Source organism: Mesorhizobium sp. M1143, assembly GCF_040318435.1.
In the GTDB taxonomy this organism is placed as follows: Bacteria; Pseudomonadota; Alphaproteobacteria; order Rhizobiales; family Rhizobiaceae; genus Mesorhizobium.
In genome coordinates this window covers 23,411-43,621 of the sequence record NZ_JAMYMJ010000025.1, presented here as the reverse complement: position 1 = coordinate 43,621, position 20,211 = coordinate 23,411, and the positions used below count along the sequence as shown (strand labels likewise).

Here is a 20,211-nt window from a genome sequence, read left to right as displayed (position 1 = left end):
GGCGAAGGCCGGCGCAAACGCGGCGATCTTGATTCGATCCGCAGGCGGCAGCGATCAGGACGCTTTGCGGTTGAGGGCCGGTGATGCGTCGAAATTGGCGGCAAGCCAAGCTATCGCGCAGGTGACATCATCGAGCCTGTATTGGGCCACGGTCGGCCCACGCGGCTTGACCCGGATCGAGATGCCGCCGGCCTCGTTGATCGCCTCGAAACCGTTTTCGTCGGCGGTGTCGTCGCCGAGAAAGACCGGCCGCCGTCCGGCAAAGGGCGGGATTGCCATGAAACGCCGCACGGCAGCGCCCTTGGCCGCTTCGAGCGGCATGAGTTCGACGCCGGCGTTGCCCGGGATAACCCGATAGCCCTTGGGAAGCTCGGTCAATGCCCGTTCGGCAAGATGCGTTGCCCTGGCCAGCAGATGCGGCGCCGCACGCGTATGGATGGCGAGGATCGGACCCTTGCGCTCGATATGAACAAGGCCGTCATCCAGTTCGGCCTCGATGGCGTGGGCAAGGGCAGCGATATCGGCGGGAGCATCAGCGGTAACGACCGGGCCGTCCGGCGTCAGCCGGTGTTCCAGCCCATAGAGACCGGCAACACGCAGCTTCAACGGATGAAACAGGCGGTCGGCGCCTTCGACCGAGCGGCCGGTGATAAAGGCGACAGCGCCGTCCAGCCGTTTGTCGACGACGCCGAGGAGGTTGCGCAGTTCGTCGCTTACGGACACGGCGTCGGGGTGCGCGGCGTGCTCCAGCAACGTGCCGTCGATGTCGAGGAAAAGCGCCCATTGTCCTTCCGGCAGGTCGGGTGCGGTTGGCAGGCCCGGTGCTTTCGACAGGCTATTCATGACGCCACCTTCCGCACGCGGTCGAACAGCGAGACGATGTTGGTGTCGGTGTTTGCGGGCCGCTCGGCGACACTTGTCGCTCTTTCGAGGTCGCCGCGTTTGCGCAGGCGCGCGGCATCGAGAAGCATGCTGCCGGCCCAGCGAAAGACATTGTTGTCGCGCACTATTTCGCGCATCGGGCGCATGCGCTCGCGTTGTTCGTCCGGTGACATGGTCAGCGCCTGCAGCAACACCTGGCTCATCATCGCCGCGTCGTAAGGATTGACGATCAGTGCTTCCAGCAGTTCGCGCGACGCGCCGGCAAACGTGCTGAGCAACAGCACGCCCTGTTCGTCGTCACGCGCGGCGACGAATTCCTTGGCTACGAGGTTCATGCCGTCATGCAGGCTGGTGACCATGCAGATGTCGGCGGCGCGATAGATCTCATAGACCTGTTGCTGCGAATGGTGCTCAGCCACCATGACCACGGGCTTGTAGCCGTCATGACCGTAGCGCTGGTTGAGCTCGTTGGCATAACGCAGGCATTCATCGTGCAATTGCTGGTAGGCCGGCAGCGTGCCGCGGCTTGGGGCAGCAATCTGCAGGAACACTACCTTGCCGATCCACTCGGGGTGGCGCGTAAACAATTCGTCCAGCGCATGGAAGCGGTCGAGGATGCCCTTGGTGTAGTCCAGGCGCTCGACGCCGACGCACAGCTTGACGTCCGCCGACAGGCCGAACCGCTCACGCAGGCGGGCGCGGCTTTCCTCGACCGGTGGCAGTTTGGCCAGGAGTTCGGCCGGCCATTCGATGGAGATGGGATAGGCGTGCACCAGGGTCGTCCGCCCGCCATACGAGATCGCGGCGTCGGCGCGCTCGATGCGGCTTTCCAGGAACCGGTCTACGCTTTCAGTGAAATTATTGGCATGAAACTGGGTGTGAAAGCCGATGATCGAGCTCCCGAGCAGTCCATCAAGAACGCGTTCGCGCCATGGGCAGATGCTGAACACTTCGGAGTTCGGCCACGGGATGTGCCAGAAGGTGATGATGATCGCCTCCGGCAGGCGCTCGCGGATCATGCGCGGCAGGAGCGCGAAATGGTAATCCTGAACCAGCACGATCGGCCGCTCATTGCGCGCCTCGGCAACCACCATATCGGCGAATTTGCGGTTGACGACCTCATAGGCCTCCCAGTCCGAGGCACGGAAGACCGGCCGGGTGAAGGCGATATGGCAGAGCGGCCAAAGCCCTTCATTGGCAAAGCCGAGATAGTAGCCCTGATATTCGTCGTCGCTCAGCCACACGCGGCGCAGCGTATAGGACGGATTGTCCGGCGGCACCTGAACCCGATCGTTGCTATCGACCGTCAGACGATCCGCCGTTCCGCCGCCATAGGCGATCCAGGTGCCGCTGCAGGCGCGGGTGATAGGCTCAAGCGCCGACACCAGGCCGCTGGCCGGCACCAGAAGCTCGACGCCGTCGTCCTTGATGTTGTGGATATAGGGTTCTCGGTTCGAGACGACGATGACCTGCGCGTCCGGCAGGTCGTCGGCAAGTATCTTGCGCAAGGTGTCGGGCGACCAGTTCACCAGCGCCGCGTCGGGAGATTGTCCGTTCTTCTCGAACTCCCGCAAGACCTTGCGCGTCGCTTCCGATGCGACGTCCTCGCCGGCAGTCGGCGCAACCGTCAAGCTATGGCTACGACGTTGCCTGGAGATCGATAACAGAACGGCTAGAACCGAAAGGCCAAGGCTTGCAAGGATCAAGACCCAGAGCAGGGCCATGCCATAATCAGTCATTGAAATTCCAACTCAACTTCGGCCGTCAGGGCCATTTTCTTCATGGTTCGATTTGAGTGTTCGCAGCCGACGATCGCCCGTGAGAACCTGTGTTTTTTGCAACGCACAAACCTGGGATCGGTTCCCGTTGAAAGCCGTTCCGATCATGTCCGCACCATCAGCGGAACCAGCCCCTCATGGCGGTCGGCGAGAAAGGCGACGACGCGGTCGCCGACGCGCTGAAAGGTAAGATCGACCCTCTTTTCGCCGACACCCAGATGCCTGAGCGTCAGCGTATCGATGCCGATCGGCAAACGGGGTCGGGTCACATGGATTTCGCCGTTCCAGCCGTCGATTTCCAGACCGAGGCACGCCTGCATCAGCATGAAGGCCGAGCCTGCGGACCAGGCTTGCGGCAGGCAGGCGACGGGGTAGGCGATCGGTGCTTCACCCGGCGAGCGGGTAAAGCCGCAGAACAGTTCCGGCAGCCGCATGTTGAAGTGCACGGCGGATTCGAACGTGCCGCTCATCAGCCGCACCACGCTGTCACGCTCGCCGAACCGCGCCAGGCCGGCGCCGCACATCGCCGTGTCGTGTGGCCAGATGGAACCGTTGTGGTACGACATCGGGTTGAACAGCACAGCATCGTCGGAAAGCGTTCGCACCCCCCAGCCGGAGTGGAAGGAAGCCGAAAGCAACTGGTCGGCGACCATCTTCGCCCGCGCCGGTTCGGGCAGGCCGACATAGAGCAGGTGTCCGGCATTCGACGTGCGCACCTTGCACGGCTCTCCGGCGCCGTCGATCGCCAGCGCATAAAAGCCGAGATCGTCCAGCCAGAAATCACGCTCGACGGCGATCCGCATCTCTTCGGCGCGATTTTCCCAGTGCTCGGCCTGCGCGAACTCGCCCCGGCGGCGGGCGAGAGCGGCAAGGCCCCTGAAGGCGGCGAAGACATAACCCTGCACTTCGACCAGCGCGATCGGCCCCTTGGGAATGCGGCCGTCGGCGTGGAAGACCGAGTCGAAGCTGTCCTTCCAGCCCTGGTTCGCAAGGCCGGATTCGGCAGCGCGCTGATAGGTGACGAAGCCGGTTGCGCGGCTCGCCTCTTCCGTCCACTTGGCGGCGGCGCAGAGAGACGGCCACAGGCTGGCGATGAAGTCCATGTCGCCGGTGCGCTCGGCATAGGCGCAGGCGAGGTGGATGTAGAGCGGCGTGGTATCGACGCCGCCATAGTAGCGGCCGAAGGGTAGCTCCTGCAGCGCCACCATCTCGCCCTTGCGTGTCTCGTGCATGATCTTGCCGGGCTGCGAGTCGCTGAAAGGCGATGTCTCGGTCGCCTGGTGCTGGGCGAGGAAGGCAAGCACGCCGCGCGCCAGGCCGGGGTTGAGCCACAGCATCTGCAGCGCCGAGATGACGCCGTCACGCCCGAAGGCCGTCGAAAACCAGGGGATGCCGGCATAGGGGTAAGGGCCGGTCGACAGCTCGGTGGTCAGCAAGGCGACATCGGCGCGGGCGCGTTCGACCCAATCGTTGAAGACGCGGCCCGAACTGTGCACCGTCGCGCCATGGCGGCGCTTGGCCCGCATGCCGAAACGAGCGCGCGCCGCGGCCGCCCGAAAACGGTCGCGATCGGGCATTTCGGTCAGTTCCGCGCCGACCTCGACGTAAAGCATCTTGCTGCTGCGCTTGGTCACTGCGATGAGGAAATCCGCGCGCTCGGCGCTCAACTGGTCCGGCGGCTGCGAGAACGAGATCGCCGACACCCGCGCCAGCCCGTCCAGTCCGTCATAGCGCAGCAGCACCGAGGCAGGCGCGATCTCCGCTGCATGCGCCATTCCGCGCTTCGGCCGGGTCGAACCGCGCACCTCGAACATGTCGCGGAAATCGGCGGCAAAATGCAGCGAGACGCGGATTGCCGAATGCTCCTGGCTGTAGTTGGAAAGGGTGATGCGCTCGAACAGCCGGTCCTGCCACAACAGCCTGACGCGCTCGATATGGATGGCGCCCTGGGGGATGTCGCGGCCACCGACGCTTTGCATCGGCAAATTGGTCAAATTGCTGGTGAACAGCACATTGTCCTGGCTGAGCGAGGCACCGAGCAGCGATGTCTGCCGGCCGCCGACGGTGAGCCTGAACTCCGACAGCACCCGCGTGTCGTCACGGAAGAAACCGTCGCCCGCACCCCTGATATCGCCGTAGGCATCGGCCACGGCAAAACAGTCACCCTGCTTGAGGGCAAACAGCCGGTGCGGCTCGCGCGGCGCGGTTTCGTCCAGGGAGGCAAGGGCAACGGCAGGGTCGAGCTTGCGCTCGTCAAGTTCGGTCATCAGTCACAAATCTCTGTTTCAGGCTCGGAACGTCCGCCGTCGTTCACGATGCTTTCGATTCAGCCGGGGCGCCGATGAGACGCGCATAGGCAGTGAGATAGTCGCGCGCCATCCTGTTGGCGGAGAACCGACTTTCGAAGACGGCGCGCACCTTTCGCCGGTCGAGCTGCAGCAAGGCCGGCACTGCGGCGACCGCGGCATCGAGAGAATCGACGACAAATCCGGTAACGCCATGGTCGATGACTTCCGGCAACGCACCGCAGTTCCAGCCGATGGTTGGCGTACCGCACGCCATCGCCTCGATCGCGGCAAGGCCGAACGGCTCGGGCCAGTCTATCGGAAACAGCAGACCAGCGGCATTGCCGAGGAATTCAGTCTTCTCACCCTCGGCGATCTCGCCGATATAGTCGATGCGGTCGCCATCGATCAATGGCTCGATCGTCTCATGGAAATAGGCGCGATCATCGTCGCCGATCTTTGCCGCCAGCTTGAGCTTCATGCCCGAGCGCAAGGCGATGTCGATGGCCCGGTCCGGCCGCTTGTCGCGCGAAAGCCGGCCGAGAAAGGCAAGGTATGGTTCGCCCGCCGCCGTCTCGAAGGTCGGCTTATAGAGACCCGTCGGCAGCCCGTGATGGATGGTGGCCAGCCAATTGGCATTCGCAAGCCCGGTCTTCTGGCTATGTGAGATCGAGATCAGCGGAAAGCGCGGAAAGCGCTCATAGGCTGGCGCCAGGTCGACATAATCGAGCCGGCCATGCGGCGTCGTCACCGTCTTGTCCGGCATGGTCTCGAAGAACGAGAAATGCAGGAAATGGCTGAGATGAAAATGAATGATATCAAAGTCGTGGGCTCGGTTCCTCACATCGGCAAGCATCGCAAGATGCGCCGCCGTGTCCGATTTCAGTGGACGCGGATCGAGGCGTAGCGCGCGTTCGCGACCTGGTATCAGTCTGGCCGACGTCCGGCTGTCGCCGCTGGCGAACAGCGTCACCTCATGGCCGAGTTCGACCAGACCTTCGGTCAGATAGGAAACGATGCGCTCGGTGCCGCCATAGAGAAGGGGTGGCACCGATTCGTGCAAAGGGGCGACATGGGCTATCCGCATGGTTTGAACGTGTCCCTCAAGGCAATCACGAGAGCGAAATGCATCAGCCGGCCTAACGTTCCGGACAAAAGCGGGCGTCGGCAACCCAAGCCCACCAGCGCAGATTTTTTTGCAATAAGCGGAACAAACGCGCCATCCGCGAATTTAGTAGGGTTGGTCCGCGCTGCGGCCGACCAGGGAGAGAACAAAATGGACCGCTTGCATTTCTTTACGCCCGTGCGCATTGCGCGCGGGCAGGGACACCCCGTCGAGGAAGTCGATAGCGTTGCCGAAGCGATGGTCTTTTTGCAGAAATGGCCATTGGGACGGCGTGGGCCTGTGTATCAGTGCGCCGTGAATTGCTGCTCCGCGGCCCTGTCGGGCAGAATGTCGGCCGAAGCAGCCAGGAAGGCGTTTACGGGCTTTGCCCGCATCACCCGGCTGCTCGATGATGACATGGCCCTCCCGATGGGCGGCGAAAGCATGGCGGAAGTCCACGCGCTGAGGCGCTAGGCGCCGGTCCAGCCATTTGGCTATTGAACACCCGGGCTTTGGCGGCGCGGGCATCATCTTTTCCGCACCGGAGTATTCCGGCGCGGCCCTTCACCTCATGGGCCACACTGTGCTTTCATGCGGCGTTTCGCATGACCGGTGGGTGACGACCATCGACGGGCGGCCCGAACGTGGAGGGGTAGACAATGCCGAGACTGATCCTGGGAACACTCGGCGCTATCGTCATCGCCCTCATCTGGGCGGTCTTTGCCAGTTTGATGGGCGCGCCATCGATCGTGATCACGGTCGGCGCGGTCGCCATTGGGGCCGGCGTCTACACCTACGTCGACCGACGCTCGACTTGACGCGTCCCCGGTCTGCCGCGCGCTCGACCAATTGCACGCCGGTGTTTGACGCGCGCGGCAGTCGCGGCGGGCATTCTTCAAAGATGAGCTTGCTGGCCGCATAGAGAGCCAAGGCGCAGACAGGGCGCCACACGTCGGACCGGGCTCCGCGAGAACTTGGGAGAGATCGTCAAAGATCTTTCAATCCGGCCAATGTAGATCGAAACGGCGAATCTGTGGATTTCCGGTGGAACATCGTCGCCTCGAAACACTTCGGGCGTTGCACTGCCCCATCAGTGCACGTTCCCTTGTTCTGTTGGAACTGGCCGGCTGCCGAAAGGTGGCCGGCTTTTTTGTATATTAGCGGAACCTGAAATTACGGGGCTTGTTCTGCATGCGGCAGCGAGCCCCTCGCTGCTGGTCGAGGGCCGTAACCCTTGGCCGGGCCCGCATCGCTCCGCCAGTGGTGCGGGCCCACGGCCTCCGGTTTTTCCGGGCGTCTCGACTCGCTGATCCTCACCCTGGTCCGGCTATGCATGTCACTCAAAAAAAGGCTCGGTTGTGAGACAATGACATGCACACGCGGCGCGCTTTAGCACAATCATTTACAAAGCCGTGGGTTCAACTGTTGCTACCCTTCTTGGCTGGATTGTGCGAATGATGACTGTCCTTTTCACCGCCACCCCCTGAAACTCGGCTTTTGGATCGACGGTCTTCATCCGCCGGGGGTTTGTTGACCTGCAGGGGTTTTCTGGCGTTCTCGTGCGATGCGCCTGGCCCGCCCTGCCGGATCGTGTTCGGGTGTTTCTTCGATGTGGACATGATCACCGATCCTGCTGACGGCCCTATGAGTGGTGTTGACCTTGGTGTTGGCTTGCTGCCCTTGGCGCTCCGGATCCGGCGCTCCGTGAGTGCCGTGCTGGGCATCATCGTGGCTAACCTGTCGCCCTTCTCCTCGACCCTTCTGGCTCTGGTTCTCAGGCGGCACGGGCGGCATTTTGCTCGACATCTGCATCTCCTTGGGTTGGCATCGTGACTCAAAACCGTGATCGTGGGGGGAAGTTCCGTCTGCTTCGTCAGCACCTGTGCTTTTCGGTGCCGACGGAATCTGACTCCCAACGCGGATTTCAAGGAACGGCAGCGGCCCGCCCGCGTCGCCCCGCCAGTGGTGCGGGCCTGCAATATAAATCCTAAGCCTGGGCTGCTATCGCAGATTGCGAGCTCCGGCGACTTGCGTAGCGGGCTTCAGTGGCGACCGAAATACAGTGCTTGACCACGTTGCTGACATGATCGGTGACCAGCGCGGTGTCGCGCCTGGATCGCGGCAGCAGCCTCTGGTCCGATCTGCCTGCAGCTGTGGCAGCTAAAACGACGTCAAAAGACCTAAGCCTCTTTGATCGCCCTCGCTGCTCGCACGAGCGATGACCAGTCAGCTCCCATGGCTGCGACAAGGTCTCGAGCATCTTCGTCTGATATTCCGGTACGGTCTACGAGCTTCCGTGCCAGCAATTCGAATGCCAATTCTATGATCGTCATAGCTCAGCCCCTACGAGAGTGCCCGTGACGATAGCTTGCTAATGGGTCTTCCGCATTTGCACATGTTAAGCGACCATCACGAATGTCTCATGTACCGCAGAATGTCTGCAGGACGCGCTCATCCGGGCGTGGCGGCTCAGCATAGCGTTCAATTCCCGGCTGCTCATCGAAGGGACGGCTGACGACTGCCAGGATCTCCTCGAACGGTCTGAAGTCGCCGCCCAACGCCGCCTGGATCATCGCCTCGATGCGATGATTGCGGGGGATGAATTTGGGATTGACCGATTGCATGGCAGAACGGCGCGTGGCCGTGTCGCCCTCGCTTGCGATGCGCTGGCGCCACCGCGCCGACCAGGCATCGAATGCACCTGGATCCTTAAACAACTGCCGCGCCGTGCCTTGGCCGTCCGCAGCGTCGAGGTCATCGCCCAGGCGCCGGAAGCCGAGCGTAAAATCCGCTTCGCCGCGAGCCAGCACATCCAGAAAGTCGGCAGCGAGCTGCAAGTCGCCTTCCGCTTCGGTCAGCAGTCCGAGTTTTCTGCGGAAGCCGCGCTGCAACACAGCCTCATAGGAGGCCTGGAACGACCTCAGCACCTCTTCCGCTTCAGACACTGCGTCATTCTCGTCCGTGCTCATGAGCGGCAGCAGGGTCTCGGCAAAGCGCGCAAGGTTCCATGTGGCGACACGAGGCTGGTTGGCATAGGCATAGCGGCCGGCGCGGTCTATCGAACTGAACACCGCGCTGGGGTCATAGGCGTCCATGAAGGCGCATGGGCCATAGTCGATCGTCTCGCCCGAGATCGACATATTGTCGGTGTTCATGACGCCATGGATGAAGCCGACCAGCATCCAGCGCGCCACCAGGTCCGCCTGTGCGGCGACAACGGCCTCCAGCAAAGCCCGGTACGGCCGTGCTTCCCCCGCCAGCTGTGGGAAGTGACGCTGAATGGCATAGTCGGCCAGTATCTTGAGCGCCTCGGTGTCGTGGCGCGCGGCGAAATATTGGAACGTGCCGATCCTGATATGGCTTGCCGCCACCCGTGTCAGGACGGCGCCGGGCAGCCGGACCTCGCGATAGACCGGGTCGCCGGTGAGCACCGCCGCAAGGCTTCGCGTCGTCGGAATGCCGAGCGCCGCCATCGCTTCGCTGACGACATATTCGCGCAGGACAGGGCCGAGGGCGGCGCGGCCGTCACCGTTGCGCGAGAACCGCGTGGGTCCCGATCCCTTCAGCTGGATGTCACGGCGAATGCCGTTGACGTCCACCACTTCGCCAAGCAGCAGAGCGCGCCCGTCGCCGAGCTGAGGCACGAAGCTTCCGAACTGGTGGCCCGCATAAGCCAGAGCGATTGCCTGCAAGCCTTCCGGAAATTTGTTGCCGGCCAGCATCGCCACTCCAGCCGGGCTGGTAAGCAGGTCGGCATCGAGCCCGAGTTCCTCGGCGAGGGGCCGGTTGAACCGGATCAGCCGCGGTTCGGATACCGGCTTCGGATCTGTTTGCGCGAAGAAGCGCTCCGGCAGTTGCGCATAGCTGTTGCTCAGGGCGGGAAGCCCCATCTGAATGACCGGGGTTTGTTCAGCAGTCGCAGGTGACGTCATGACGAGCTGTCTCTGAAGAGGAGGGGTTCAACAGATCCCGTTTCGAGGAGCCTGTGTTCATTTGTTCATATAGGGACGCAACGTCGTTGGTGCCATCCGGATCCATCAGGCCGGCACCGGATACAAGCTGGGAACCACCCGCCTCAACTATCGAGGTTCGGGCTGCCGTGGGACGACGGGCCGTGGCGGAATCCAGAGCTGACCCCCGCATCGCCACTGTCTCCGAACTGAGCACCCGGCAATCTAGTCAGTGCGGGCGGGCAATGCCGGGGCGGCGTCTGCCTTGGTTGGCAGCGGCTCTCTCGGGGCCGCTCCCGGCGACGATGTTGAACCCGGTTCGACTCGCTCCTCGGCGATGAGCCGGGCGCCACGCTCATAGGTCAGGTAGCGCCAGAGCCACTGGATCGAGACCTGAACGCGGTGCTGAAAACCGACGAGCAGGTAGACATGGATGAGCGCCCAGGCAGACCAGGCGAACCAGCCTTTCAGTTTCAACCTGCCCGATTCGAACACGGCAGCGTGGCGGCCGACAATGGCCGTGTTGCCTCGATTGCTGAAGACAAAAGCGGGCAGCGTGTCGCCAGCATCTATCCGGCGTGCCAGTGCCTTGCCGAGGTGCTCGCCCTGCTGCTTGGCGACCTGGGCAAGACCCGGCAATGGCTGGCCGTTCCCATCGAGGACCAGTGCGACGTCGCCAAGCGCGAAGACATCGGGGTGGCCGACGACCTGCAGGTCGGATTCGACCTTCACCCGACCGCCGCGGTCGAGCCCGACACCAAGCTGGGCGACCAGCGGAGAAGCCGCCACCCCGGCGGCCCAGAGCGTCAAGGCCACCGGGATCACCTGGCCGCCGACGGTGATCTGATGCGCTTCGATCGCCTCGACCCGGTTGCCGAGCGCGACCTCGACGCCCAGGCTTTCAAGGCGCAGACGTGCATATCTGGAAAGCTCCGGGGCGAATCCGGCGAGCAGACGCTCGCCGGCTTCTACCAGTATGATCCTTGTCTTCTCGGGCCGGATGTTGCGGAAGTCGCGCGCCAGTGTGTGCCGGCTGAGTTCGGCGATCGAGCCCGCCAGTTCGACACCGGTCGGGCCGCCGCCGATAATGGCGATCGTCATCAGCCGGGATTGCTCGACTGGATCGGTGGTCCGTTCCGCGTGCTCGAACGACAGCAGCAGCCGTGACCGGATCGTACGCGCGTCCTCGATGGTCTTCAAGCCGGGACAAACCCGAGCCCAGCTCTCCTGGCCGAAATAGAATGGCCGCGAACCGGTGGCCAAGACCAGGATGTCGTAGGGGACCGTGGTCCCATCGGCCAGCACCAGTATCCTGGCCTCGGTGCCGATCTCGGTGACATCGCCGAAGAGGACCTGAACCGAGGGATAGCGGCCCAGGATCTTGCGGATTGGCTCGGCGATATCAGGCGCCGACAAGGCGGCGGTTGCAACCTGATAGAGCAAGGGCTGGAACAGGTGGTGATTGTGGCGGTCGATGATCGTCACCCCGATTTCCGCCTTGCCGAGCGCCTTGGCAACCTCCAGACCGGCAAAGCCTCCGCCGACCACGACGATGCGCGGTGTCAGGCTCGGGCCGTGGCTGCTCTCGGTGGCGAATTGCATGCTTGATACTCCCCTATCCCTGTCCGGAAGTCATAGCCTGGCAGGAGTGCCTCGCTGCTGGCTGGAGCTACTGCTCACTCCGGCGGCATCGGTCCAGGCAAGGCATCCGGCAATGACAGGCGTCGTGCTGACCACCAAGGCGCCGCGCGCGTGAAGGGCTACCAACCCGCGCCATGAGACGCGGTCGACCGCCCAGATGGTGCCGCTGGCGTCGACCCATTTGAGATGGGCGTCGGCGACTTCAACGGCCCGCATCATCGCCGCCGGTTCCATCCCGGCCCGAAAGACGATGATGGAATTGGCGGCACCGTTGAAGAACGGGCCGGCGCCGGCTGCCAATCCCGCAAGCAGGACGATGCTGGTAAGCGCTGCCGAAGCACCGCGTGCCGGTCCGCCGCGGTTGGGCAGCACCAGCACCAACACAAGCGGCACGATGCCGAAGATGACCAGCCACGCAATATCCCAGGCGAGCGGCAAGTCGCTGTTCATTTTGATCCGGTGCAGATCCAGCAGCCAGTGAAACACGACGGCATCGACGACATGCCAGACGCCGAACCCGGCGAAGGCGAGCCGCAGGATCTCCGTGGTGGTCCCGGGCCGCGCGCCGGCCGCCCTCGCGGCCACCAGCAACACCGTGCCGGCGACGGCGAGCACATACATGAAAAGATGGAAGAGGCCGTCGGCCATGATCTGGAAGCGCAGGTCGGAACCCACCGGATCGGCGACGCCCGAGAGAAGATGATGCCATTGCAGGATCTGATGCAGGACGATGCCGTCGAAGAAACCGCCGAGCGCGAAGCCGAGCAGCAGCCAGCCGGCTCGCGTTCTCGGGTCGAGTGTCGCGGTGATCGCGTCCATGTCAGGACCACCGGCTCCAGGCCGGGGCGTTCAGTTGCCTGGGCACCGACATGTCCGGCGGCGTGGGGTCATGGAGACCATGACGCGCCTCGAGCCAGAAGGCGGATATCAGCCCACCAACCACCGTCGTCAGAACCAGGGTCGCAGCAACTATCGCCAGCATGGACGTCGATCCTCAGCCGCGCAGGGTCGGCCGCGCGGAACCTAACAGCGACTTCCGTGGAATGTTCCTACCGCCGGTTCGGTGGAGGGAACAATCAAGTTCCAGCACGGTTCGATGCTGGCGACGGACGGCTCAAGCGGAGAAGGTCATGAAAGAATATACGGCGGCAGATCCGGACGGTCTCGACAGCCACCAGCCGACCGGCATCACCCGATGGCTGTTTTCGACCAACCACAAGGACATCGGCACACTCTATCTGGTCTTCGCTTTCATCGCGGGGGTGATCGGCATGCTCTTGTCGGTGAGCATGCGAATCGAGCTGCAGCAACCCGGGATCCAGTTTTTCCCCGGACTGGCGTCGATGATCTACGGTTACCAGGGCGACGCGGCGATCGACGCCGGCAAGCAGCTTTACAACGTCTTCACCACGGCGCACGCGCTGATCATGATCTTCTACACTGTGATGCCCGCCCTGATCGGCGGCTTCGCCAACTGGATGGTTCCGATCATGATCGGCGCCCCCGACATGGCCTTCCCGCGCATGAACAACATCTCGTTCTGGCTGCTGCCGCCGGCATTGATGTTGCTTTTATTGTCGATCTTCATGCCCAGCGTCCCCGGCGGCTATGGCCCTGGGACCGGCTGGTTCCTGTACCCGCCGCTGTCGACCTCCGGCCATCCCGGTCCCGCCGTGGATCTGGTCATCCTGTCTCTGCACATTGCGGGCGCCTCCTCGATCCTGGGAGCCATCAACTTCATCACCACCATCTTCAACATGCGCGCGCCGGGGATGACCCTGCACAAGATGCCCCTGTTTGTGTGGTCGATCCTCATCACCGCCTTCCTGCTGCTGCTGGCTCTGCCGGTGCTGGCCGGCGCCATCACCATGCTCCTGACCGATCGCAATTTCGGAACCACGTTCTTCGCGCCGGACGGCGGAGGCGACCCGCTGCTGTACCAGCATCTCTTCTGGTTCTTCGGCCACCCGGAAGTCTACATCATGATCCTGCCGGCGTTCGGCATCGTCAGCCAGGTGATCTCGACCTTCTCTCGAAAGCCGATCTTCGGGTATCTCGGGATGGTCTACGCAATCGTGGCGATCGGGGTGATCGGCTTCGTCGTCTGGGCCCACCATATGTACACCAGCGGGATAGGCCTCGACACGCAGCGCTACTTCACCTTCGCCACGATGGTGATCGCAGTGCCGACCGGGATAAAAGTGTTCTCCTGGATTGCAACCATGTGGGGCGGTTCGGTCAGCCTGCGGACGCCGATGCTCTGGGCCCTCGGCTTCATATTCCTGTTCACCGTGGGCGGGGTGACGGGCGTTCAACTCGCAAATGCCGGCCTCGACCGTGAATTGCACGACACATACTTCGTCGTCGCGCATTTCCACTACATACTTTCACTGGGAGCGATCTTCGGCATCTTCGCGGGCTGGTATTACTGGTTTCCGAAAATGACGGGATATCTCTACAATCCGCTTCTGGCTGGGGTCCATTTCTGGACGACCTTCGTCGGCGTGAACCTCGTCTTCTTCCCCCATCACTTCCTTGGATTGGCGGGCATGCCGCGTCGCTATGTCGACTATCCCGACGCATTCGCCGGCTGGAACATGGTGTCCTCGTATGGATCGTACCTGTCGGCCGCGAGTGTCGTGATTTTCCTCTTCGGCATCTTGGAAGCTTTCTACCGGCAAAGAGCCGCCGGCATGAACCCATGGGGGCCAGGAGCTACCACATTGGAGTGGGAACTGACCTCTCCACCCCCTTTCCATCAATGGGACAGGCTGCCGCAAATCAGATGAGGCCGGGTTGTCGAACTCCTTTGCGCAAGCCAGCCCGGTTCGCCGCTGAGGCGAACTTCAGCCTGCCGGTGGCAGACGCTGGCTGCAGCTGAGAACCGGATCGCTATCTGAAGCTGATTAACAGCACAGCGAACAAGCTTGCGAGCGCGACTGCCCAGCAGAACAACCAATTGGCGATCAGAAGAAGCGATTTGAGCACGGTGGCATGGCAGTAATCTTCGATGATCGATTGCATTCCAAGCCGCATGTGAACGCAGCTTACGAGAATGAAGCCAATAAGGGCTGGCGCGACATAGATCGATCCTACGACGCTGAGGACGGCGTCTCGAGGCTCACCGACCAGCATTATAACGATCGCGACGATGTAAATGACAAGGATCAACAGGGCAGCAGATGTCAGCCGCTCCAGCATGAACGTTTCGGTTCCGTGTTTCGCCGATCCAAGGCCCCGCACTCGAGCTAGCGGAGTTCTGATTGAGGGTCTGTCAGCCATGGCGTTTCCCCAAAACTACTTGGTTGCCTTGCGCGCAACTCAAGCTGTTGCTGTTTCGATGCCCGGGCCGTCGGTGCCGACGGATATTGGGCAAGCACGGTCTCCAGTCGAGCAAGGTGGGCTTTGTGGGCGTTCAGTTCGTATCCTGAACGCCATCCAATTTGCCTGGGTCTGCCATCTCCGCATAGCTCGCTTTCAAGCAGCGAGATACGAAGGCGGACCGCGTCGATCTCGTTGACAAGCGCGGCCTTCACCGATTTTCGACTCTGCATGGCTGTAGTTCCGGTGCAAGGATGGTTCCAAACCTGACGCGTCTGGAAATGTTCCCGGGTGCCGAAGGCGTGCTGAAGATTAAATGCCTCAGTGCTGGACCCGCACAATGGGTCGCCATGAGCTAAAGCCGGGCACTAGCTCAACGGCCGCGATGTGCCCGGCGAATGCTTGTGAAAACGAGCGAACGCCTGGCCCGCCTCGTCCCGAGAGATAAGTAGCCCCTCAGAACAGCGGCCGCACGTGGCCGAGATGACCAGAGGGTGTTCTTGGCCCAACATATGTTAACGGCCACTTTTGTTTCTCTCTCCTGCAAAAATATTTGGGCTGAAAGGCCGGGAACTAACCGATCCTCCGGATGTTGCGGAGTTAGTCAGGAGAAACGGACTATGTCGGACAAAGAAATTCATCGGGGCGCCTCGCGTTTTCGCCCTATCCGCGTCGTGGATGCCCGCGTGTTTCGCGGGCCGCACCTCTATAGCATGACGCCAATGGTCCAGATTAGGATCGACCTCGGAGCCCTTGAGGCGTTCCCGACAGACAAACTGCCCGGGTTTTCCGAACAAATCGTCCGACTGTTGCCCGGCCTTGCGGGCCATGGCTGCAGCTATGGCGCCGCCGGCGGCTTCGTCCGCCGCATGCAGGAAGGAACTTGGCTCGGCCACGTCGTCGAGCATGTCGCCCTGGAACTGCAGAGCATGCTCGGTCACCGGGTGACACGAGGAAAGACACGGTCGGTCAAAGGCAGTCCGGGCACTTATAACGTCATGTTCGCCTACAAGGACGAGCTTGTCGGGCTGCTCGCCGGGCGCGTCGCGCTCGAACTGGTGGACAGCCTGCTGCCGGCCAATCTGCATGGTGTCGAGGGGCTCGGCGACATTGCGGAAACGCAGGGGCCATTCGAGTTCGCAGCCAGGCTGCAGCAGCTCAAGCTTCTGGCCGCCGAGCGTGCCTTGGGGCCTACGACTGCTTCCTTGGTGCGCGAGGCCGAGAGGCGAGGCATTCCGGCGGCGCGGATCGACGACAGCAGCCTCGTGCTGTTTGGTCACGGAAAGCATCAGAAGCGCATCCGCGCCAGTTGCAGTGACCTCACTTCCGAGATTGCGACCGAGATCGCCTCGGATAAGGACCTGACCAAATTCCTGCTGCAACAGGCCGGCCTGCCGGTGCCACGCGGGGAGCTGGTGCGATCGGCGCAGGACGCAGTCGCGGCGGCAGCACGGCTGGGCTACCCCGTGGTCACCAAACCACTCGATGGCAATCATGGAAGCGGCGTCAACATCGGTCTCGCAACAGAAGACGAGGTCCGCTGGGGCTTCGAACAGGCGCGAGAACACAGCCGTAGCGTTATCGTCGAGCAGCATTTCGTCGGCTCGGACCACAGGATCCTGGTGATCGGCGGAAAGGTGGTGGCGCTCGCCGAGAGGGTTCCGGCCCATGTGGTCGGCGATGGCCGGAGTTCTGTCGCCGAGCTCGTCGAGGAGACGAACCGCGACCCGCGGAGGGGAGAGGGCCATTCCTCGGTATTGACCCGCATCGAAATCGACGAATGCGTCGAGCATTTCCTGTCAAAATCGCAGCTCGCCCTGGCGAGCGTTCCAGCGCCGGGCCAAATGGTGCTCTTGCGGCCCACCGCCAATCTCTCCACCGGTGGGACCGCGATCGACCGGACGGAAGAAATCCATCCCGAAAACGCGCTGATCGCCAGGCGGGCGGCACAGATCGTCGGTCTCGACATTGCCGGGATCGACTTCGTCTGTCCCGACATCTCACGGCCGGTCAGCGAGACCGGCGGCGGCATCATAGAGGTGAATGCCGGTCCTGGCTTCCGCATGCATCTCGAACCCTCGTCGGGGCGCGCCCGCAACGTCGCACGGCCCGTGCTCGATCTTCTCTTCAAAGGCGGCAAGGACGGCCGGATTCCGATCTTCGCGATCACCGGGACCAACGGCAAGTCGACCACTGCCAGAATGCTGGCGCACATCCTGCAGGCGAATGGCGCAACCGTCGGGCTCACCTCCACCACCGGCGTCTACTTGAACGGCGAGCGGATCATGACGGGGGACTGCTCCGGTCCGCAGAGCGCCAGGATCGTGCTGCGCGAGCCGGGTGTCGATGTCGCGGTGCTGGAATGTGCGCGCGGCGGCATCCTGCGCGAAGGGCTTGCCTTCGATGCATGCGATGTTGGCGCGGTTCTGAACGTCCACGGCGACCATCTCGGGCTGAGGGGCATCGACACGATCGAGGACCTGGCGGAGGTGAAATCGGTCGTGGTCGAGTCCGTCCGCCGCGGCGGATGGAGCATTCTTAATGCCGACGACGTCCACACGTCCGCAATGTCGCGAGATGCCGGCGGCAGGACCTGCTACTTCTCGCTGGCGAGCAGGAGCGAGTGGCCCGGTTTCTTGCGCAGCCACCTGGCGGAAGGCGGCCGCGCCGTGACGCGGGAGCCCAGCAGCGACGGCTGGGACATTTTCATCCACGAGGATGGGGAATCGATGTTCCTGATGAGCGTCGACGAAATTCCCGCGACCTTCGAGGGTTCGGCCGAATTCAACGTTGCCAACAGCCTGGCAGCCGTCGCCATGGCACATTGCCACGACGTTCCGGCGGCAACGATCCGGGCGGCGCTGGCCGAGTTTGGCACCTCGTTCGAGCAATCTCCCGGTCGCCTCAACGTCTTCGACGGGCATGGTTTCCGCACGATCGTCGACTATGCGCACAATCCGGAGGGGCTGAAGGCGCTCGGAAAGCTCGTTTCCCACATGAGGCGCGGCTATCAGCGCACGATCGGCCTGGTCGCCATACCGGGCGACCGCCGCGATTGCGATATCCGCGAGATGGGCGCGATCGCTTCGCGGATATTCGACGTCATCGTCTTCAAGGAGGATGAGCAGGAGCTGCGCGGCCGAGCCCCCGGAGCGATCGCCGGCTTGCTGCGGGAAGGTGCCTTGAACGCCGGCTGCGCCCCAGGCCGCATACACGCCGTCTGTCCCGAGAAGGAGGCCGTCGACGTGTGTCTCCGGCTTGCTCGGGAGAACGACCTTGTCGTGCTCACCGTCGACGACGTTGAAGCCGTGTGGCGGCAGGTAACCGGCTTCGGAGGCGCGACGCCTTCGAGGGGAGGGCCCGATCAGACCCATATTCGCCATCTGAGGGCTGGCTGATGTGGTCGCTGATCCTGCACGGCGGCGCCAAGGAGATCGATCCGCAAGAGGAGGAGGCGCATCGCAACGGATGCATCGAGGCGCTCGAGGCAGGTCGGGCCATCCTGGCCGGCGGCGGAACGGCGGTCGATGCCGTGGAAGCTGCCGGTCGCGTCCTCGAGGCGGACCCGACGTTCAATGCGGGATATGGAAGTGCCCTCAATTCGGACGGCGAGGTCGAGATGTGCGCTGGCCTGATGGAGGGCAGGGACTTCAATGTAGGTGCCGTCGCAGTGATCAAGGGCGTGCGCCATCCAATCAGTGTCGCGAAGGCCATGCTGCATGAGGAGCCGATCCTGCTGGCGTCGGAGGGGGCCCGGCGTTTCGCCGCCGACAAGCAGCTGGAGCTTTGCGATCCGGCGGATTTGATCACGCCGCAGCAGCGCGACGCCTCCAGCAAGTCTGAGGCGAAGGATACGATCGGTGTGGTTGCCCTGGATCAATACGGGGACATCGCCGTGGGCACTTCGACCGGCGGACTGGACGGCAGTGCTCCGGGTCGTGTGGGGGATTCTCCGCAACCCGGTTGCGGCTACTATGCCGACAACCAATTGGGAGGCGTCGCCTTCTCGGGAGACGGTGAGCATATTGCGCGAAAGGCTCTCGCGGCCCGTGTCATGCAGGCACTCTCGGCGCGGCAGGCATTGTCCTCGGGGCAGGCTGAAGGCGGCCTGGAGCAGGTGCTGAATCCCGCGCTCAAGGAAGTCGAGGCGATCGGCGGCGAAGCCGGAGCCATCGTGCTTACCGCGACCGGCGTGTCTGGATGGGCGCATAACAGCAGGGAGTTCGCAGTCGCATTCATGACCAGCGAGGACAACCACCCACACGTTTTCCTGCGCAAGAAAGACGTGGACAAATGACCGACAAGAAGAAAAAACGATCCTCGAACGGTAAAGCCGGAACGCTCGTCATCATCGGCGGCCACGAGGACCATGATGGCGATCGTGTCATCTTGAAGGAGGTGGCGAGCCTGGTTCCGAACGGCCGCCTGGTGCTTGCCACCATCGCGTCTCATGAGCCGGATGGCTATCTCGAGAAGTATCAGAGGTCCTTCGGTGAGCTGGGCATCAAGGATGTCATCGAACTCTACGTCAACGACCGCCTCGAGGCAGCTCATGAAAAGAAAATAAGTGCGCTTGCAGACGTGAGCGCGGTGTTCTTCTCCGGCGGCGACCAGCTCCGGATCACCAGCCAGATCGGCGACACGCCCATCGACGAGCGGGTGCACGAAATCTATGAAGCCGGAGGCGTCATTGCCGGCACCTCCGCGGGCGCGTCGGTGATGAGCGACACGATGATGGTGAGGGGGCCGAACGCAGCGTCCTTTCGGATCGGCCACATTCGGATGGCGCCGGGACTGGGCCTGCTGCCGAATGTCATTATCGACCAGCACTTTGCGGAACGGGGCCGCATTGGGCGGCTCATCGGGGCGGTGTCGCAGAACCCGCGCGTCCTCGGCATCGGCATCGATGAAGACACCGCGATCGTGGTGAAGGGCGAGATGTTCAAGGTCATCGGCAGCGGCGCTGTCTATCTGGTCGATGCAGCCGGCGTGACGCATTCCAACATCGCGGAAGGTGAGCCTGATGCCGCCCTTTCCATCCATGATCTTAGGGTTCACGTGCTGAGCTCAGGCGACGGGTTCGATCTCGCGCTGCGACGGCCGGTGGGGATTCCTTAAGACTTCGCCGCACTCAAGCTGATGGTATGGCGCGGTCCGCGTACCGCGAAAACCGTATATGAGGCAGTTCTCCTATTTGAAGTCGCCCAACCAGGATTGTCGCGTTGTTGCGGGCCGGGCAGGATTACGGA

Annotated in this window: 15 protein-coding genes; 6 read left to right on the top strand and 9 right to left on the bottom strand. The window is 62.8% G+C overall.

Annotated features, from left to right (window positions below):
- Positions 1-54 precede the first annotated feature (54 nt).
- The 4 genes from otsB to NKH35_RS17995 form a co-directional block, all read right to left on the bottom strand.
- Positions 55-843 carry a trehalose-phosphatase gene (otsB, locus tag NKH35_RS18010; protein ID WP_352915659.1) on the bottom strand — a complete coding sequence of 263 codons (789 nt, stop codon included), beginning with the start codon at positions 841-843 and terminating at the stop codon, positions 55-57.
- Entirely contained in the window at positions 840-2,621 is a 1,782-nt protein-coding gene (locus NKH35_RS18005; RefSeq protein ID WP_352915656.1) for an alpha,alpha-trehalose-phosphate synthase (UDP-forming), read from the bottom strand. The genes otsB and NKH35_RS18005 overlap by 4 nt, the downstream gene beginning before the upstream one ends.
- A 143-nt stretch (positions 2,622-2,764) precedes the next feature.
- Positions 2,765-4,927: an amylo-alpha-1,6-glucosidase gene (locus NKH35_RS18000; RefSeq protein WP_352915653.1), complete on the bottom strand. Its 2,163-nt coding sequence runs from the start codon at positions 4,925-4,927 to the stop codon at positions 2,765-2,767.
- A 43-nt stretch (positions 4,928-4,970) separates the two neighbouring features.
- Positions 4,971-6,032, bottom strand: coding sequence for a glycosyltransferase family 4 protein (locus NKH35_RS17995; protein WP_352915650.1), 1,062 nt, complete (start codon positions 6,030-6,032; stop codon positions 4,971-4,973).
- A 189-nt stretch (positions 6,033-6,221) separates the two neighbouring features.
- On the opposite strand from NKH35_RS17995, the gene NKH35_RS17990 reads away from it, so the two are divergent.
- Entirely contained in the window at positions 6,222-6,524 is a 303-nt protein-coding gene (locus NKH35_RS17990) for a DUF982 domain-containing protein (RefSeq protein WP_023688551.1), read from the top strand.
- Positions 6,525-6,709: 185 nt separating this feature from the next.
- On the top strand, positions 6,710-6,868 hold the full coding sequence (locus tag NKH35_RS17985; RefSeq protein WP_023672685.1) for a hypothetical protein: 159 nt from the start codon (positions 6,710-6,712) through the stop codon (positions 6,866-6,868).
- A gap of 694 nt (positions 6,869-7,562) precedes the next feature.
- Here the strand turns inward: NKH35_RS17985 and NKH35_RS17980 are convergent.
- The 4 genes from NKH35_RS17980 to NKH35_RS17965 all read right to left on the bottom strand — a co-directional run bounded on the left by NKH35_RS17980 (position 7,563) and on the right by NKH35_RS17965 (position 12,460).
- Positions 7,563-7,856 carry a hypothetical protein gene (locus NKH35_RS17980; protein ID WP_352915697.1) on the bottom strand — a complete coding sequence of 98 codons (294 nt, stop codon included), beginning with the start codon at positions 7,854-7,856 and terminating at the stop codon, positions 7,563-7,565.
- A 614-nt stretch (positions 7,857-8,470) separates the two neighbouring features.
- A complete protein-coding gene (locus NKH35_RS17975; protein WP_352915647.1) occupies positions 8,471-9,940 on the bottom strand; it encodes a protein adenylyltransferase SelO in 1,470 nt (489 codons plus the stop codon).
- Between the two features lie 285 nt (positions 9,941-10,225).
- Complete coding sequence (locus NKH35_RS17970) at positions 10,226-11,602, bottom strand: NAD(P)/FAD-dependent oxidoreductase (protein ID WP_352915644.1); 1,377 nt, start codon at positions 11,600-11,602, stop codon at positions 10,226-10,228.
- 30 nt (positions 11,603-11,632) lie between these two features.
- Complete coding sequence (locus NKH35_RS17965) at positions 11,633-12,460, bottom strand: DUF2243 domain-containing protein (protein WP_352915641.1); 828 nt, start codon at positions 12,458-12,460, stop codon at positions 11,633-11,635.
- A gap of 311 nt (positions 12,461-12,771) precedes the next feature.
- Between NKH35_RS17965 and ctaD the strand changes: the two genes are divergently transcribed.
- Positions 12,772-14,430: a cytochrome c oxidase subunit I gene (gene ctaD / locus NKH35_RS17960; protein ID WP_352915696.1), complete on the top strand. Its 1,659-nt coding sequence runs from the start codon at positions 12,772-12,774 to the stop codon at positions 14,428-14,430.
- Between the two features lie 103 nt (positions 14,431-14,533).
- On the opposite strand, the gene sdhD is transcribed toward ctaD, so the two are convergent.
- Positions 14,534-14,923 (bottom strand): succinate dehydrogenase, hydrophobic membrane anchor protein, encoded by a 390-nt coding sequence (gene sdhD / locus NKH35_RS17955; RefSeq protein WP_023688545.1) that lies wholly within the window; start codon positions 14,921-14,923, stop codon positions 14,534-14,536.
- 539 nt (positions 14,924-15,462) lie between these two features.
- Between sdhD and cphA the strand changes: the two genes are divergently transcribed.
- From cphA to NKH35_RS17940, 3 genes are read left to right on the top strand one after another with little or no spacing between them, the layout of a single operon-like run.
- On the top strand, positions 15,463-18,360 hold the full coding sequence (gene cphA, locus NKH35_RS17950) for a cyanophycin synthetase (protein ID WP_352915637.1): 2,898 nt from the start codon (positions 15,463-15,465) through the stop codon (positions 18,358-18,360).
- A complete protein-coding gene (locus NKH35_RS17945; RefSeq protein WP_023736587.1) occupies positions 18,360-19,259 on the top strand; it encodes an isoaspartyl peptidase/L-asparaginase family protein in 900 nt (299 codons plus the stop codon). Before cphA ends, NKH35_RS17945 begins: the two co-directional genes overlap by 1 nt.
- Positions 19,256-20,080: a cyanophycinase gene (locus NKH35_RS17940; RefSeq protein ID WP_023736588.1), complete on the top strand. Its 825-nt coding sequence runs from the start codon at positions 19,256-19,258 to the stop codon at positions 20,078-20,080. Before NKH35_RS17945 ends, NKH35_RS17940 begins: the two co-directional genes overlap by 4 nt.
- The last annotated feature ends 131 nt before the right edge of the window (positions 20,081-20,211 follow it).